The 15,727-nt window shown below is 71.6% G+C and carries 15 protein-coding genes; 9 read left to right on the plus strand and 6 right to left on the minus strand.

What is annotated here, in order from left to right; translation table 11 throughout:
- The 4 genes from AB0K14_RS39275 to AB0K14_RS39290 all read left to right on the plus strand — a co-directional run.
- On the plus strand, positions 1-369 hold a 369-nt coding region (locus tag AB0K14_RS39275; protein WP_364340408.1), incomplete at its 5' end, for a DUF4162 domain-containing protein.
- A complete protein-coding gene (locus AB0K14_RS39280) occupies positions 366-1,169 on the plus strand; it encodes an ABC transporter permease (RefSeq protein WP_360466534.1) in 804 nt (267 codons plus the stop codon). The genes AB0K14_RS39275 and AB0K14_RS39280, both read left to right, overlap by 4 nt.
- 100 nt (positions 1,170-1,269) lie before the next feature.
- On the plus strand, positions 1,270-1,818 hold the full coding sequence (locus tag AB0K14_RS39285) for a hypothetical protein (RefSeq protein ID WP_360466531.1): 549 nt from the start codon (positions 1,270-1,272) through the stop codon (positions 1,816-1,818).
- A gap of 71 nt (positions 1,819-1,889) precedes the next feature.
- Positions 1,890-2,480 carry a hypothetical protein gene (locus tag AB0K14_RS39290; protein WP_360466530.1) on the plus strand — a complete coding sequence of 197 codons (591 nt, stop codon included), beginning with the start codon at positions 1,890-1,892 and terminating at the stop codon, positions 2,478-2,480.
- A 67-nt stretch (positions 2,481-2,547) separates the two neighbouring features.
- Here AB0K14_RS39290 and AB0K14_RS39295 read toward each other — a convergent pair whose 3' ends face one another.
- From AB0K14_RS39295 to AB0K14_RS39315, 5 genes are all read right to left on the minus strand, one after another.
- A complete protein-coding gene (locus AB0K14_RS39295) occupies positions 2,548-2,874 on the minus strand; it encodes a hypothetical protein (protein WP_360466527.1) in 327 nt (108 codons plus the stop codon).
- A 237-nt stretch (positions 2,875-3,111) separates the two neighbouring features.
- Complete coding sequence (locus tag AB0K14_RS39300) at positions 3,112-3,885, minus strand: GntR family transcriptional regulator (protein ID WP_360466524.1); 774 nt, start codon at positions 3,883-3,885, stop codon at positions 3,112-3,114.
- A gap of 58 nt (positions 3,886-3,943) precedes the next feature.
- Positions 3,944-4,777, minus strand: coding sequence for a glutamate ABC transporter substrate-binding protein (locus AB0K14_RS39305; RefSeq protein WP_360466521.1), 834 nt, complete (start codon positions 4,775-4,777; stop codon positions 3,944-3,946).
- Between the two features lie 135 nt (positions 4,778-4,912).
- Positions 4,913-7,603 (minus strand): GNAT family N-acetyltransferase, encoded by a 2,691-nt coding sequence (locus AB0K14_RS39310; protein ID WP_360466519.1) that lies wholly within the window; start codon positions 7,601-7,603, stop codon positions 4,913-4,915.
- A 2-nt stretch (positions 7,604-7,605) separates the two neighbouring features.
- Positions 7,606-8,781, minus strand: a complete 1,176-nt coding sequence (locus tag AB0K14_RS39315; RefSeq protein ID WP_360466517.1) for an acetoin utilization protein AcuC — start codon at positions 8,779-8,781, stop codon at positions 7,606-7,608.
- Between the two features lie 163 nt (positions 8,782-8,944).
- On the opposite strand from AB0K14_RS39315, the gene AB0K14_RS39320 reads away from it, so the two are divergent.
- Complete coding sequence (locus AB0K14_RS39320) at positions 8,945-9,559, plus strand: hypothetical protein (RefSeq protein ID WP_360466514.1); 615 nt, start codon at positions 8,945-8,947, stop codon at positions 9,557-9,559.
- A 248-nt stretch (positions 9,560-9,807) separates the two neighbouring features.
- Here the strand turns inward: AB0K14_RS39320 and AB0K14_RS39325 are convergent, their stop codons facing one another.
- A complete protein-coding gene (locus tag AB0K14_RS39325) occupies positions 9,808-10,656 on the minus strand; it encodes a sulfurtransferase (RefSeq protein ID WP_360463577.1) in 849 nt (282 codons plus the stop codon).
- A 61-nt stretch (positions 10,657-10,717) separates the two neighbouring features.
- On the opposite strand from AB0K14_RS39325, the gene AB0K14_RS39330 reads away from it, so the two are divergent.
- Genes AB0K14_RS39330 through AB0K14_RS39345 form a run of 4 tightly spaced genes read left to right on the plus strand, consistent with a single transcriptional unit; the run spans position 10,718 to position 15,644 of the window.
- Entirely contained in the window at positions 10,718-11,410 is a 693-nt protein-coding gene (locus AB0K14_RS39330) for a metal-dependent transcriptional regulator (protein ID WP_360463580.1), read from the plus strand.
- On the plus strand, positions 11,407-12,567 hold the full coding sequence (galK, locus tag AB0K14_RS39335) for a galactokinase (protein ID WP_360463583.1): 1,161 nt from the start codon (positions 11,407-11,409) through the stop codon (positions 12,565-12,567). The genes AB0K14_RS39330 and galK overlap by 4 nt, the downstream gene beginning before the upstream one ends.
- A 48-nt stretch (positions 12,568-12,615) precedes the next feature.
- On the plus strand, positions 12,616-13,593 hold the full coding sequence (gene galE / locus AB0K14_RS39340; protein ID WP_360463586.1) for a UDP-glucose 4-epimerase GalE: 978 nt from the start codon (positions 12,616-12,618) through the stop codon (positions 13,591-13,593).
- Positions 13,593-15,644, plus strand: coding sequence for a S9 family peptidase (locus AB0K14_RS39345; protein WP_360463589.1), 2,052 nt, complete (start codon positions 13,593-13,595; stop codon positions 15,642-15,644). Before galE ends, AB0K14_RS39345 begins: the two co-directional genes overlap by 1 nt.
- Positions 15,645-15,727 lie beyond the last annotated feature (83 nt).

Raw genomic sequence — 15,727 nt, forward strand, 5'->3', positions numbered from 1 at the left:
AAGATCGCGGTCATCGACCACGGCAAGGTCATCGCCCTGGGCACCGCGAACGAGTTGAAGGACCAGGTCGGCGGCGAACGACTGGAGCTCACCGTGAGCTCCGCGCAGGACGCCGAGACGGCGAAGGCCGCGCTGGCCCCGTTGGCGATCGGCGAGATCTCGGTGGACGACCGCGGGCACCGGCTGACCGTGCCGGTGTCGGGTGGCGCCGACGTGCTGGTGGACGGCATCCGGAGGTTGGACGCCGAGTCGGTCAAGGTGCTCGACGTCGGCCTGCGCAGGCCGACGCTGGACGACGTGTTCCTGACGCTGACCGGGCACGCGGCCGGGACCGGCACCGAGGAGAAGCAGGGGGAGCAGGGAGCATGAGCGCGTTCACGGAGGCCTTGGGCGACGGAGTGGTCGTCGCCAAGCGCAACCTCATCAAGATCAAGCGGGTCCCGGACCTGCTCGTGTTCTCGACGTTGTCGCCGATCATGTTCGTGCTGCTGTTCGCGTACGTGTTCGGCGGTTCCATCGCCATCCCCGGCATGGACTACCGCGAGTTCCTGATGGCGGGCATCTTCGCGCAGACCGTGGTGTTCGGTGCGACCATCACCGGCGCCGGGCTGGCCGAGGACATCCAGAAGGGCGTGATCGACCGGTTCCGGTCGCTGCCGATGGCGCGGTCGGCGGTGCTGATCGGGCGGACCACCAGCGACCTGGCGAACAACGTCATCGTCATCGTGGTGATGTCGGTGACCGGTCTGATCGTCGGCTGGCGGATCCACTCGTCGCCGTTGGAGGCGCTGGCCGGGTTCGCCCTGCTGCTGCTGTTCGCCTACGCGGTGTCGTGGGGCATGGCGATCGTCGGGTTGATGGTGCGCAGCCCCGAGGTGTTCAACAACGCCTCGTTCATCGCGATCTTCCCGCTGACGTTCATCGCGAACACATTCGTGCAGGAGAGCAGGCTGCCCGGGCCGTTGAAGACGTTCGCCGAGTGGAACCCGGTGTCGGCGGTGACGGCCGCGGCCCGCGAGCTGTTCGGCAACACCAACGAGATGGCACCCCCGGCGGACGTGTGGCCGTTGCAGCACCCGGTGCTGATGACCTTGATCTGGGTGGCCGTCTTCCTGCTGATCTTCGTGCCGCTGGCGATCCGGCAGTACCGCAAGGCGGTGGCCCGCTAGAGCAGGAAACCGAGGCCGACCACGTTGTCAAGAGGTGAGCAGGTTTCAAATCGGCCTCGGGAGGGGTAGCCGGTGGGCATCAGAGCCCAAGGAGGCGCAGATGTCCACCGGTACCACCATCGGCGTGATCGTCGTCGTGCTGGTCGTACTGGCCGCGATCGCGGTGCTGCTGAAGTTCTTGTTGCAGCGCAAGCGGTTGCGCTCGAAGTTCGGCCCCGAGTACGAGCGCGCCCTCGAACGCAACGGCAGCCGCATGGCGGCGGAACGGGAACTCGCGGAGCGGGAGCGGGAGCACTCGAAGCTGGAACTGCGTGCGCTCAACCCCGTGACGCGTGAGAGCTACACCCGCAACTGGACCAAGGTGCAGGAGCGGTTCGTCGACGAGCCGACCGAGGCCGTGGGCCAGGCGGACCACTTGGTCACCGACCTCATGGCCGAACGCGGTTACCCCACCGAGGGGTACGAGCGCCAGGCGACGTTGCTGTCGGTCGAGCACGCCCGCACGCTCGACCACTACCGCGAGGCGCACTCGATCATCGAGCGCCAGGAGCGCGGCGAGGCGTCGACCGAAGACCTGCGCACCGCGATGGTGCACTACCGCACCGTGTTCGAAGACTTGCTCGGCGACCACCGGGAAGGGGCGCGGTGATGACGGACCAACGCCAACACTTGACCACCGAGGACTTCGCTCAGCGCGAGCCGGTCTCACAGGACCCGGCTGTGCACGAGCAGACCGTGCACGAGCACGCCGACCACGAGCCGGCCGTTCGCGAGCCGGTCGACCACGACCCGGCCGACCACGACCCCACCGCGCACGAGCAGGCCGCGCACGAGCAGGCCGGGTCCGAGTACGAACCGGTCGAGCGCGAGCCGGTGGACCGGGACCAGGTCGACCCGACCCGGACCGACGACGAGCAGGTCGGCCACGGCCCGGTCGGCAACGACCCGGTCGGCCACGAGCAGCCGGACCACGAGCGGACCGGCCAGGAGCAGCACACCTCGGAGCCGACGGAGCTGTACGGGACTTCCACGACCGCTGGTGACGCGCCGTTGTTCACCACGGACGACGCGGCCGACTACCAGGCCGAGTGGCGCGCCCTGCAGGCCGACTTCGTCGACGACCCGCGCGAGGCGGTGCAGCGGGCCGACGAACTGGTCGCCCAGGTGATGCAGACCCTCGCGACCACGTTCACCGACCACAAGCACGCCCTCGAAGAGCAGTGGCAGCGGGGCGACGAAGTGCAGACCGAAGAACTGCGGCAGGCCCTGAAGCGCTACCGCTCGTTCTTCGACCGCCTGCTCTCCGTGTGATCCCCACCAGGTGAAGCTCCCCGTTGTGCGTCTGGCGACCCAGGTGCACAACGGGTGTTTCACGTCCTCACCCAGGTAGTTCCCGGATCTCCATCTCCAGCACGTCGATCTCGTCGCTGATCGCCTCGTCCAGCATCCGGTCGAGCAGGTCCGAGCAGTCCGATGATCCGACGCCGAACCGGGGCACCTGCTCCCACCACACCGCCGGGTTGTTCCAGAACGACCCGGAACCCTGGTCGACGCCTTCGAGGCAACGCAGCCGCGAGTCGTCGTCCGGCAGTCGGCGCACGTAGTCGATGAACCGGGCCAGCGCCTCCGGGTTGATCACCGGCACCGCGCCGTACCCGCGCAAGCAGTCTTCGAGTTCCGTCAGGAACTCCTCTTTGAACGCCACCGCGCCACCCCCGCTTCCCCCGCGACGATGCGGGTGAGGAGGACTCACGTCCCAGGGCACCAACGGTACATCCGCCAGGGCACGCCCAAATTACTGCCAATGGGCGGTTCCAGGGCAAGATTCGCTAACGTTCGGCGGCCCGCGACCCACCGCGGCGGCCGACCGGGGCTGAAATGTCCTTTGTGGACTGTTCGGTCACGGCCGCGGGACCACGCGGGTTACACCGTTATGCGACCTTCACTCCGCCCGCAGCCGGGCGACGAAGCTGAACCGGTCGCCCCGGTAGAGCGAACGGACCCGCTCGATCGGCTCGCCGGCGTCGTCGTGGGACACGCGGTGCAGCAGCAACATCGGCAGCGCCGGGTTGGTGCCGATCAGCAACGCCTCGCGCGGCGTCGCGAGGACCGTCTCCACCCGCTCCTCGGCCTCGGCGAACACCACCCCGAGCCGCCCGGTCAGGCACTCGTACAGCGACGTGGTCGGGTCGAAGGCCTCCAGCAGGGTGGGGAACCGCGCCTGCGACAGGTAGGTCGACTCCAGCCCGATCCGCTCGCCGTCGGCCAGCAGCACCCGTTCGAGGTGGACCACCGGTTCGCCCCGCCCGATCCGCAGGTCGGCCGCCAGCACGTCGTCCGCGGGCAGGTGCTCGACAGTGATCACGCTGCGCGCCGGGTCGACGCCCTGGCGGCGCATCCCCTCGGTGTAGCTGAGCAGCGACAGCGGCTGCACCAGCTTGGGCGGCGCGACGTAGGTGCCACTGCCCTGCCTGCGCTGCAGCTTGCCTTCGAGCACCAGCTCCCCGACGGCCTGCCGCAGCGTCACCCTCGACACCGAGTACCGCTCGGCCAGGTCCCGCTCCGACGGCAGCGCCGTGCCCTCCCCCAGCGCGTCGACGAGCCGCTGCAGCTCGGTCTTCACCGCGTAGTAGCGGGGGATGCGGCCGTGTTCGGGGATGCCGGCGCAGACCGGCCCGTCCGCGCGGTACTGGGGCACGTAATGCGAGGCATGCACGATTCGAGCCTACGGGGCGATCCGCGCCGGTCAGACCGCTAACGGGGTGGGTCCCAGATCACGGGAGCACCGCAGGCGGCTCGGGAATGGCGTAACCGGAGGCCCCCACGTTGGCCTCCAACGACCTGCGCCACTCGCCGGAGTCGATCATCTTCCGAACGGCCGCGATCACCTTGGACCTGCTGGTCGGATCGCCCTTGCGCATGCCGATGCCGTACTCCTCCTTGCTGAACGGTCTGTTGACGACGCGGAGCAGCTCGGGGTTCTGCGCGGCGTAGCCGGCGAGGATCACGTCGTCGGTCGTCATCGCGTCCACCTGCTCGGCCAGCAGCGCGGTGACGCAGTCGCTGAAGTTCGGGTACTCCACGAGCTGCACGGACTGCGCGAACTGGTCCTTCACGTACTGCGCGGAGGTCGTGTTGGCCACCGAGCACAGCTTCAGCCCGCCCGAGTTGAGCGATTCCGGGCCGGTGATCCGGTCGTCGGTCAACCGGACGAGCAGGTCCTGCCCGGCCACGAAGTACGGTCCGACGAAGTCGATGACCTCCTTGCGCTTGTCGGTGATCGAATAACTGGACACGACGAGGTCCGCGGCGCCGGTGGTGAGCAACTTCTCCCGTTCCGACGGCGTCGCCTCGGTGAACTTGATGCCGGAATCCTCCACACCCAGTTCTTTTGCAACATAACGGGCCACGTCGACGTCGAAGCCGCGGTAGGTGCCGTCCATGCGGCGCACACCGAGCCCCGGTTGGTCGTACGCCACGGCGATGGTCAGCTCGTTGGAGCCGTCCGCCTTACCGGCGACGGTCGTGTCGTCACCGGTGGAGCACGACGTGAGGACAAGCGCGGCGGAACACGCCACAACGAGGGCGCGCAGCGGTGCCAGAGCCATTCTTCCCCTTTTCGGGAGTTCCTCGCAGACGCGGGAAACCTAAGCGGCTCAAAGCGGTTAATCCATAGCCGCGGGGAAGATAGGGGACACCGGATCGGTCAAGGATGACGGTTGCGCATCGGGACCACGACCGCGCTAACGGGACCCGCCGGGTGAGCGGAGCCGTCTGGGACCGGTGTCATGCCGGGACGGGGGCGGGCCGAGCGTGACGCGCGCGCTGCTGACGTACGCCCCGGCGGCGCTGGCCAACACCGGTTCCAACGACAGCTCCCGCACCTCGGGCAGGTCTTCGGCCAGCGCGGCGAGCCGCAGCACCAGTTGCTGCAACGCAGGCAGGTCCGCGGGCTCGTCGCCCCGGTAACCCGCCAGCAGCGGCGCGGCCTTGGGCGCGCGCACCAGGGCCGCCGCGTCCGCGTCGGTGAGCGGGACCGCGCGGTAGGCCCGGTCCCCCAGCAGGTCGCTGACCAGGCCCGACAGCCCGAACGACACCAGCGTGCCGAACGACGGGTCGTCCTGGAGCCCGAGCACGCACGAGATCCCCTTGGGCGCCATGCGCTGCACGTACACGTCCGGCCGGTCGGACATCCCGGCCAGCATCGCGTACGCCGTGCGCACGGCCTCCTCACCGGACAGGTCGAGCCGCACGCCGACCAGGTCGGTGCGGTGCCGCAACCGGTCGTCGGTCGCCTTCATCGCCACCGGGTAGCCCAGCTCCCCCGCCGCGCGCACCGCCTCGTCCGCCGACGTCACCACGCGGAACGGCACGACCTCCACGCCGTAGCACGCGAGCAGCCGCACGGTCGTCTCGTCGTCCAGCAGCCGTTCACCGTCCAGCACCTCCGACGCCACGATGGCGTGCGCGGCGTCGGAGTCGATGCCGTCGGGCCGCACGAACGTCCCCTGCGGCGCGGACCGCCAACGCGCGTAACGCGTCACCCTCGCCAACGCGAGCACGGCGCGCTCCGGGCTCGGGTACGACGGCACGGAACCCCGACCGGGAGCACCGCCGGGACCGGGCACCGCCAGCTCCGCCGGCACGCCCTCCACCGCGAGGAACGTCGACGCGATCGGCTTGGTCCGCCCGCCCTGTTCCACGACCTCGCGCAACGCCCGGGCGAACGCCGTCCCCGGCACCGCCAGCGGCGGCACGAACACGACCACCAGCGCGTCCGCGTCCGGGTTGTCCAACGCCTCCTTCACCGCCGCCGCGAACGCCTCGGGCCCGGCCTGCGCGCCCACGTCCACCGGCTCACCGGCCAGCTCCAGGCCCTGGGCCAGCGCCGTGTCCGCGGCCAGCAGCCCGATCGCGGTCGAGTTGCCCACCACGGCCACCCGCGGCCCGGCGGGCAGGGGCTGGTGCGCCAGCAGCAGGGCGGTGTCGAACAGCTGCGCCAGCGACTCCACCCGGATCACGCCCGCCTGCTCGAACAGCGCCTGCACGCTCGACTCGTCCACCGGCACCGACGTCGCCGCCAACGCGGGCGTCACCGCGTGCCGACCGGACTTCACCGCCACGATCGGCTTGGTGCGGCCGAGCCTGCGGGCCAGCCGGGCGAACTTGCGCGGGTTGCCGAACGACTCCAGGTACAGCAGCACCACGTCCGTGGCCGGGTCGGTCTCCCAGTACTGGAGCAGGTCGTTGCCGGAGACGTCCGAGCGGTTGCCCGCCGACACGAACGTGGACAGGCCGAGGCCCCGTTCGGCGGCGGTGGACAGGATCGCGGTGCCCAGGGCGCCGGACTGGCAGAAGAAGCCCGTGCGGCCGCGGGCGGGCAGCCGCGGCGCGAGGGTCGCGTTGAGGCGCACGCCCGCGTCGGTGTTCAGCACGCCCAGCGCGTTCGGGCCGACCACCCGCATGCCGTGCGCGCGTGCCTCGGCGGCGAGCCTGCGTTCCGCGCTCAACCCGCCCGGACCGGTCTCGCCGAACCCGGACGTGACCACGACCAGCGCTTTCACGCCCTTGGCCAGGCAGGCGTCCATCACCTCGTCCACGCCCGCGGCGGGCACCGCGACCACGGCCAGGTCCACGTCGTCCGGGATCTCCAGCACCGACGGGTACGCCCGCACGCCGCGCACGGACCGGTGCTCGGCGTTCACCGGGTACACCGGACCGGCGAAGTCGGCCGCGAGCAGGTTGGTCAGCACCGCGTGGCCGATCTTGGTCTGGTCGGTGGACGCGCCGATGACCGCGATCGACTTCGGGTGCAGCAGGTTGTGCACGCTGCGCGCCTCGGCGGCCTGCTCGCGGGCGCGCGCCACCTCCACCGACTCCTCGGTGGGGTCGATGTCGAACTCCAGGTGCACCACGCCCTCCTCGAACGCGCGGCTCACGCCGTAGCCCGCGTCCCGGAAGATCCGCACCATCTGGCCGTTCTCGGCGAGCACCTCGGCGGTGAACCGGCTCAGCCCGCGTTCCCGCGCGGCGGCGGCGAGGTGTTCCAGCAGGATCGAGCCGAGGCCGCGGCCCTGGTGGGCGTCCTCGACCACGAACGCGACCTCGGCCGAGCTGCCCCCGGCCGAGCCGGCAGGTCCACCGCTGTCGCCGAGCCGGTCGTAGCGGCCGACGGCCACGATGTCGTCGCCGAGCAGCGCGGTGAAGGCGACCCGGTCGACGTGGTCGACCGTGCTGAAGCGGTCGAGGTCGCGCTTGGGCATCCGCGGGTAGGGGCCGAAGTAGCGGAAGTAGCGCGTGCGCTCGGACAACCTGCCGTGGAACGCGAGGAGCTTCTCGGCGTCGTCGGGCGTGATCGGGCGCAGGTGGACCGTGCCGCCGTCGCTGAGCACGACGTCGGCCTCCCAGTGCCTCGGGTAGTCGAACGGGTCCACGTTCAGTCCCTCGGGTCGTCGGGATCCAGGCCGTGCAGCGGGAACACCGCCCGCCGGGTCTCCATGACCGCCAGGTCGACCGGGGTGTCCAGCTGGCCGCCCCACGGCTCGAACGCGGTGTCGGAGTCGTCGGTCATGGAGGAGGGCAGCGGCCAGTTCGGCGCCACGGTCGAGGCGTGGGCGACCCAGTCCGCGGGCAGCGGCGCGTTCGGGTCGACGTCCCGGTCCAGCACGGTGGCCAGCAGGTGCGTCCAGCTGCGCGGCACGACGCGCAGCAGCTCGTACCCGCCGCCGCCCAGCGCCAGCCAACGGCCGTCCGCGGTCTGCTCGGCCAGGTCGCGCAGGCGGCGGTAGATCGCGCGGTGGCCGTCCACGGTGAGCGCGAGGTCGGCCAGCGGGTCCTCCCGGTGCGTGTCCACCCCGCACTGGGTGACCAGCACCTGCGGCCGGAACGCGCGCAGCAGGGACGGGACGGTGGCCTCGAACGCGCGCAGCCAGGCCCGGTCACCGGTGCCGGGCGGCAGGGCCAGGTTCACGCTGGTGCCCTCCGCGCCCTCGCCGCCCAGCTCGGCCGGCCGGCCGGTGCCCGGCCACAGGCTCAGCGGGTTCTGGTGCACCGACACCGTGAGCACGCGCGGGTCGTCGTAGAAGGCGGCCTGCACGCCGTCGCCGTGGTGCACGTCGGTGTCGATGTAGGCGATCCGGTCGAAGCCGTTGTCCAGCAGCCACGAGATGGCCACCGCGCAGTCGTTGTAGACGCAGAACCCGGCCGCGTGGTCGCGCATGGCGTGGTGCAGCCCGCCGGCGATGTTGACGGCCCGGTCCGCCTCACCGGACGCGATCCGGCGCGCGGCGGCCAGCGAACCACCGACGACCAGCGCGGACGCCTCGTGCATCCGGGCGAACACCGGGTTGTCGGCGGTGCCGAGGCCGTGGCCGACGTCCCAACCGGCCATCGGCGCGGCCTGCACGGCGTTGAGGTAGGACGGCTCGTGGACGCGTTCGATCTCCACGTCCGTCGCCGGGACGGGCGCGATGAGGTCGACGCCGTCCAGCACGCCCAGGCCCCTCGCCAACCGCACGGTCAAGTCCAGCCGCACGGGGTTGAGCGGGTGGTCGCCACCCAGGTCGTAGCCGAGGAAGGACTCGTCCCAGACCACCGCCGCTGCCTTGCCCATGTCGGCAACCTAACCCACGCGGCGGGCGGTGGTGTGATCACAGGTTGGTCGCCCCGGACGTCCGGGCGGCGCGGGTGGACCTAGAGTCTGCCGAGACGACGCGGGCCAGGATTGCGGCCATCGAGGATGGAACCCCGCACGTCGGAACGGGGTCAGAGAAGACATGCACCTGCGACGAGTCCCCGCCCTGACCACTGTGCTGGCCTTGGCGCTCACGCTCGGCCTGTCGGCCTGCGCCACCTCGGTCACCGGCAGCCCGGTCGCCGCGGCGGGCGGGTCGACCGGTGAGAAGACCGCCTCCGGCAAGCCGTCCTCGACCAAGACCTCGTCGCCCAAGACGTCGGACAAGGCAAGCGCGCCCAAGACGACCGAGGCGAAGAAGCCGAACGGCGACGTCAAGATCGCGACGAAGAAGAAGACCGAGGGCTACGAGGACTGCGACATCCTCACGCCCGAGGAGGTGACCGCCGCCATCGGCGCGGCGAAGGGCGGCGAGAAGGGCTGCGTGCAGAGCACGGAGGACCCGTACGCCGTGGTGCTGTTCATGTTGAACTTCGCCGAGTACGAGGGTGAGGCGCGTCCCATCGAGGTCGGCGGCAACACCGCGTACGAGGTCAAGCAGGACGGCGAGTGCACCATCCTGGTCATGCTGACCGACGACCCGGACGAGATCACGCCCGCGTTCCAGGTCACCGTGACGCCGATCGACGAGTTCGAACCCTGCAAGGTCGCCCTCGCGCTGGCCACCAAGGGCTTCGAGAAGATCCCCAACGCTTGATGTGTGTTGGATCGCCGCTGAGCTGTGTTTGATGGCCGCTGCTCCGCAGACGGCGGGCTCGGCCGCCCGGAAGTCGGTCGTTCGCGCCCTGATTTCCCGACGATCGAAAAGCGTGATCGCCGGGAAATGAGGACGCGAACGACCGACGCGACCTCGCGTGGTGGTTCCGTTTGGTGTGGTGGACGAGCGAGGTGACCTCGCGGGGTCGGGCTCGGGTGGGGGGAAAGACGAGGTGACCTCGCCGGTGGTCAGCCGGCGTTGGGGCCTGTGGCGGCGGGGTTCGCGGGGTTCGAGGACCACTGGGACCAGGAGCCGGCGTAGAGCGGTGCCGGGGCGTCGGGGGTGGTGATGCCGGCCACTTCCAGGGCCAGCACCACAGACGACGCGGTGACGCCCGATCCGCAGTAGGCGGCGACCGGGCGGTCGGCTGAGACGCCGATGGCCTGGAAGCGCTCGGCCAGCGCGGCGGCGGGCAGCCAGCGGCCGTCGGTGGTGTGACCCGAGGTCGGTGCGTTGAGCGCGCCCGGGATGTGGCCGGCGCGCGGGTCGACCGGCTCGACCTCGCCCCGGTAGCGCTCGGGCGCGCGGGCGTCGAGCAGCGCGCCGGACGCGGGGAACGCGGCGGCCCCGTCGGCGTCCAGCACGGGCATGGCGCCGGGACGCACGACGATGTCGCCGGGCGCGGGTGCCGGCGTCCGCGCGTCGACCGGGCGGCCCTCGGCGGTCCACGCCGCGAAGCCGCCGTCCAGGACGGCCACCTCCGGGTGACCGGCCCACCGCAACAGCCACCAGGCACGCGCCGCGACCGAGCCGTCACCGCCGTCGTACGCCACGACCGGGTGATGTTGGCGGACCCCGGCGGACCGCAGCACGGCCTGCAGCGACGCCGGGTCGGGCAGCGGGTGGCGGCCACCCGCGCCGGGCGGCGAGGACAGCTCGGTGTCCAGGTCGACGTAGACGGCACCGGGAACGTGCCCGACCTCGTAGTCTTGACGTCCCGGCGGTCCGCCCAGTCGCCAGCGGACGTCGAGGACGACCGGGGGTTCGGCGCCGTGCAGCGCGGAGGCCAGGGCTTCGGTGCTGATCAGTGGATGCACGGCACCATCCTGCACCCGTGACCGGCCGACTAGCATTGACGCCATACGAAGGGGAGCGGGTGTGAACGAGCTCATCGACACTACCGAGATGTACCTCCGCACGATCTACGAGCTCGAAGAAGAGGGCGTAGTGCCGCTGCGTGCGCGTATCGCCGAGCGGTTGGCGCAGAGCGGTCCGACGGTCAGCCAGACGGTCGGCCGGATGGAGCGCGACGGTCTGGTCATCGTGGCCGACGACCGCCACCTGGAGCTCACCGAGCAGGGCCGCAACCTGGCCATCGCGGTCATGCGCAAGCACCGGCTCGCCGAACGCCTCCTGGTCGACATCATCGGCCTGGAGTGGGAGCACGTGCACAGCGAGGCGTGCCGCTGGGAGCACGTCATGAGCGAGGCGGTCGAACGCAAGCTCGTCAAGCTCCTCGGCAACCCCACCACGTCCCCCTACGGCAACCCCATCCCCGGTCTGGACAAGTTGGGCGACGGCGAGCCGGCGCCGGCGGCCGAGGCGGACCTCGTGCGCGTCGACGAGGTGGCCCGGCGCGGCGGCGGTCGCGTCGAGGTGCGCCGGATCGCCGAGCACGTGCAGCTCGACCCCGACCTGATGGCCGAGCTGAAGGCCGCCGGCGTGGTGCCGGGCGGCACGGTCGAGGTCGTCTCACTCGGTGGGGCGAAGGTCATCCAGGTGCGGGGCAACGGCACCGTCGCCGAGTTGGACCCGGCGGTGGCCCACGCCGTCCTGGTGCAGGCCCGGTGAGCCCGACGCGGCGCGCGATCGCCGCGTTCACCCGGCTGCACGGCGCGGAGCCGCAAGGCGTCTGGTCCGCGCCCGGCCGGGTGAACCTGATCGGGGAGCACACGGACTACAACGACGGCTTCGTGCTGCCGTTCGCGCTGCCGCACCGGACCGCGGTGGCCGCGTCGCCCCGGTCCGACGGGCGGCTGCACGTGGCCACGGTCGGTGACGACGGCGTGGTGCAGCAGGCCGCGCCGGTGGCGGTCGCCGACCTCGAACCCGGTGTCGTCGGCGGCTGGGCCGCCTACCCGGCGGGTGTCGCCTGGGTGCTGCGCGACCAGGGCGTGACCGGTGGCGCGAACCTCGTGATCGCGGGTGACGTGCCGGCGGGCGCGGGACTGTCGTCGTCGCACGCGCTGGAGTGCGCGGTCGCGCTCGCGCTGCTCGGGCTGGCCGAGCACCCCGCCGACGACCTGCCGCAGATCGCGCGCTGGGTGCAGCGCGCGGAGAACGACTTCGTGGGCGCGCCCACCGGCCTGCTCGACCAGACCGCGTCACTGTGCTGCGCCGAGGCGCACGTGTTGTTCCTGGACGTGCGCTCGTTCAAGGCCGAGCAGGTGCCGTTCGACGCGGCCGAGCACGGTCTGGAGGTGCTGGTCGTCGACACGCGCGCCAGCCACTCGCACACCGACGGCGGCTACGGCGCCCGGCGCGCGGGCTGCGAGGAGGCCGCGTCGATCCTGGGTGTCCCCGCGCTGCGGGACGTGGACGTGACCGAGCTGGACGGCGCGCTGGCACGGTTGCCGGAGGAGCTGCGCCCGTTGGCGCGGCACGTGGTGACCGAGAACGAGCGGGTGCTGGAGGCGGTGCAGCTGCTGCGGTCCGGCCGGTTGGCCGAACTGGGGCCCCTTCTGGACGCCTCGCACGCGTCGTTGCGCGACGACTACCGGGTGTCCGCGCCGGAGCTGGACGCCGCCGTGGACGCGGCGAAGGCGGCGGGCGCGCTGGGCGCCCGGATGATCGGCGGCGGTTTCGGCGGGTCGGCGATCGCGCTGGTGCCGGTGGAGCGGCACGACGAGGTGGTGCGGCGGGTCCTGGCGGCGTTCGCCGAGCGCGGCTGGACGACGCCGAGGACCTTCACGGCCGTGCCCTCGGCGGGCGCGGGCCGGGATCACTAGGCGCTGTGCCGGATGATCTGATCGAACACTGAGAGCGGGGTTCGCAAGGTGAAGTTGCTCGTCACGGGCGGTGCCGGGTACGTGGGCAGCGTCTGCGCGGCCAGGTTGGTGGAGTCCGGGCACGACGTCGTGGTGCTGGACGACCTGTCCACCGGGCACGCGGACGCGGTGCCCGACGGCGCCCGGCTGGTCGAGGCGGGCATCGACGAGGCGATCGGCGACGTGCTGGCCGAGGGGGTCGGCGGCGCGGCTTTCGACGGTGTGCTGCACTTCGCGGCCAAGTCGCTGGTCGGCGAGTCCATGCAGGACCCGGCGAAGTACTGGCAGGGCAACGTGGTGACGTCGCTGCGGCTGCTGGACGCGATGCGCGAGCACGGCACGTCCCGGCTGGTGTTCTCCTCCACGGCCGCGACCTACGGCGAGCCGGAGCAGGTGCCGATCGCGGAGACCGCGCCGACCCGGCCCACCAACACCTACGGCGCGACCAAGCTCGCGATCGACCACGCGATCACGTCCTACGCCGCCGCGCACGGCCTGGCCGCCGTGTCGTTGCGCTACTTCAACGTGGCGGGCGCGTACGGGCGGTTCGGCGAGCGGCACGGCGTGGAGACGCACCTGATCCCGATCGTGCTGCAGGTCGCGTCCGGTAAGCGCGAGCGGGTGCAGGTCTACGGCGACGACTGGCCGACCGAGGACGGCACGTGCGTGCGCGACTACATCCACGTCGTGGACCTGGCGGACGCCCATCTGCGGGCGTTGGCGCACGCGGCGGCGGGCGAGCACCGGATCTACAACCTGGGCAACGGGCTGGGGTTCTCGGTGCGGCAGGTCGTCGACGCGTGCCGCGAGGTGACCGGGCACCCGATCCCCGCCGACGTGGCGCCGCGGCGGGCCGGTGACCCGGCGGTGCTGGTGGCCTCCAGCGAGAAGGCGCGCACCGAGCTGGGCTGGCGGCCCGAGCGGGTGGACCTGGTCGGCATCGTGCGCGACGCGTGGGACTTCACCCGGTCACAACAGGGGGCGTGATGACAGGCAAGATCACCGAGGCCGGGTTCGGGGACCTGACCTCGTTCACGGAAATGCCGCGGATCTCTTCGCTGGCGCTGTCGCCGGACGGCACGCGGCTGGTCACGGTGGTGGCGACGCTCTCGCCGGACCGCAAGGCGTGGCAGGGGTCGCTGTGGGAGGTCGACCCGGCCGGTGAGCGTCCCGCGCGGCGGTTGACGCGTGGCGCGAAGGGCGAGTCGGCGCCCGCGTTCACGCCGGACGGCACGCTGCTGTTCCTCTCGGCGCGGCCCGACCAGGAGGCCAAGCCGTCGGAGGGCAAGCCGAAGGACAAGGCTGCGCTGTGGTTGCTGCCGGCCGCGGGCGAGGCGCGTGAGCTGTACCGCCCGGCCGGCGGGGTGTCGGAGTTCGCGGTGGCGCGGGACGCGGGCACGGTGCTGCTGGCGGCGGGCGCGCACCCGACGGTGGAGTTCGGCGAGCAGGACGAGGAGCACCGCAAGGCCCGCGAGGACGCCGGGGTGACCGCGATCCTGCACGAGTCGTACCCGGTGCGGTACTGGGACGCCGACCTCGGGCCGAGCTTCCCCCGGCTGCTGGCGACCACGTCGCCGGTCGGTGTGGACAGCGAGCGCGTCGACCAGTCCGAGGACCTGGTCGACCTCAGGCCCAACGCCGCCTCGCGGTTGGCGGACTCGCCCGCGCTCAGCCCGGACGGGCGGTGGGTGGTGCACCCCGAGAGCGTCGAGGTGAGCGCGTCCTACGGCACGCGGATCCGGCTGCGGTTGACCTCGACCGACGGCGCGACGGACCGGGTGCTGGCCGACCTGGAGGGGCACTCGTTCCTGCAACCGGTGTTCCTGCCCGACTCGTCGGGCGTGATCGCGGTGCGGGCGTTGGACTCGACCTCGGACAGGCCGTGGGCGAACACGTTGGTGCGCGTCGACCTGGAGTCGGGCGCGGTCGAGGAGTTGGCGGCGGACTTCGCCGAGGAACCCGAACACCCGGTGGTGAGCCCGACCGGTGACGCGGTGTACTTCACCAGCAGCCACCGCGGCCACCAGCCGGTCTGGCGGCTCGACCTGGCGTCCGGGTCGGTGGTGAAGCTGACCGCGTCCGGTGCGTTCACCGACGTGCGGGTCAGCCCGGACGGTGCCGCCGTGTACGCGCTGCGCAGCGCGTGGGACCACCCGCCGCAGCCGGTGCGGTTGTCGGCGTCCGGTGTGGACCAGCAGGCCGTGCCGCTGCCCGCGCCCGGTGCGGTGGAGTCGGTGCCCGGGACGTTGACCGAGATCGACACGGTGGTCGAGGACGGGCGGACCGTGCGGGCGTGGCTGGTGCTGCCGACCGGTGCGTCGGCCGAGCAGCCCGCGCCGCTGCTGCTGTGGGTGCACGGCGGGCCGGTGATGAGCTGGAGCGGGTGGAGCTGGCGGTGGAACCCGTGGCTGATGGCCGCGCGGGGTTACGCCGTGCTGCTGCCGGACCCGGCGCTGTCGACCGGGTACGGGCACGACTTCGTGCGTGCCGGGTGGGCCGCGTGGGGCGGCAAGCCGTACACGGACCTGATGTCGATCACCGACGTGGCGGTGCGACGCGACGACATCGACGATGCGCGGACCGCCGCCATGGGCGGGTCGTTCGGCGGGTACATGGCGAACTGGATCGCCACCCGGACCGACCGGTTCAAGGCGATCGTGACGCACGCGTCGTTGTGGCACTTGGACGCGTTCACCGGGACGACGGACGACTCGTACTACTGGATCCGCGAGATGGGCGACCCGCTGCGGCAGCAGGAGCAGGTGATGGCGAACTCGCCGCACCTGCGGGTGGCGGACATCAAGACGCCGATGCTGGTGATCCACGGGGACAAGGACTACCGGGTTCCGATCGGCGAGGGGCAGCGGCTCTACTTCGACCTCGTGAGGCACGGCGTGCCGGCGAAGTTCCTGTACTTCCCGAGCGAGAACCACTGGATCCTGACGCCCGGCAACGCCAAGGTCTGGTACGAGACGGTGTTCGCGTTCCTGGCCGAACACGTGCTCGGCGAGCCCTGGCAGCGACCGGAACTCGTCTAGAGGGGGTCAGTGCCTCTACTCCCCGCCGCGGGTGGCCGGGTCTAGCGGGTTGGTTGGTTCAGCGGGTCGGCGGGTTCAGCGGT

Source organism: Actinosynnema sp. NPDC050801, from assembly GCF_040673975.1.
In the GTDB taxonomy this organism is placed as follows: domain Bacteria; phylum Actinomycetota; class Actinomycetes; order Mycobacteriales; family Pseudonocardiaceae; genus Actinosynnema.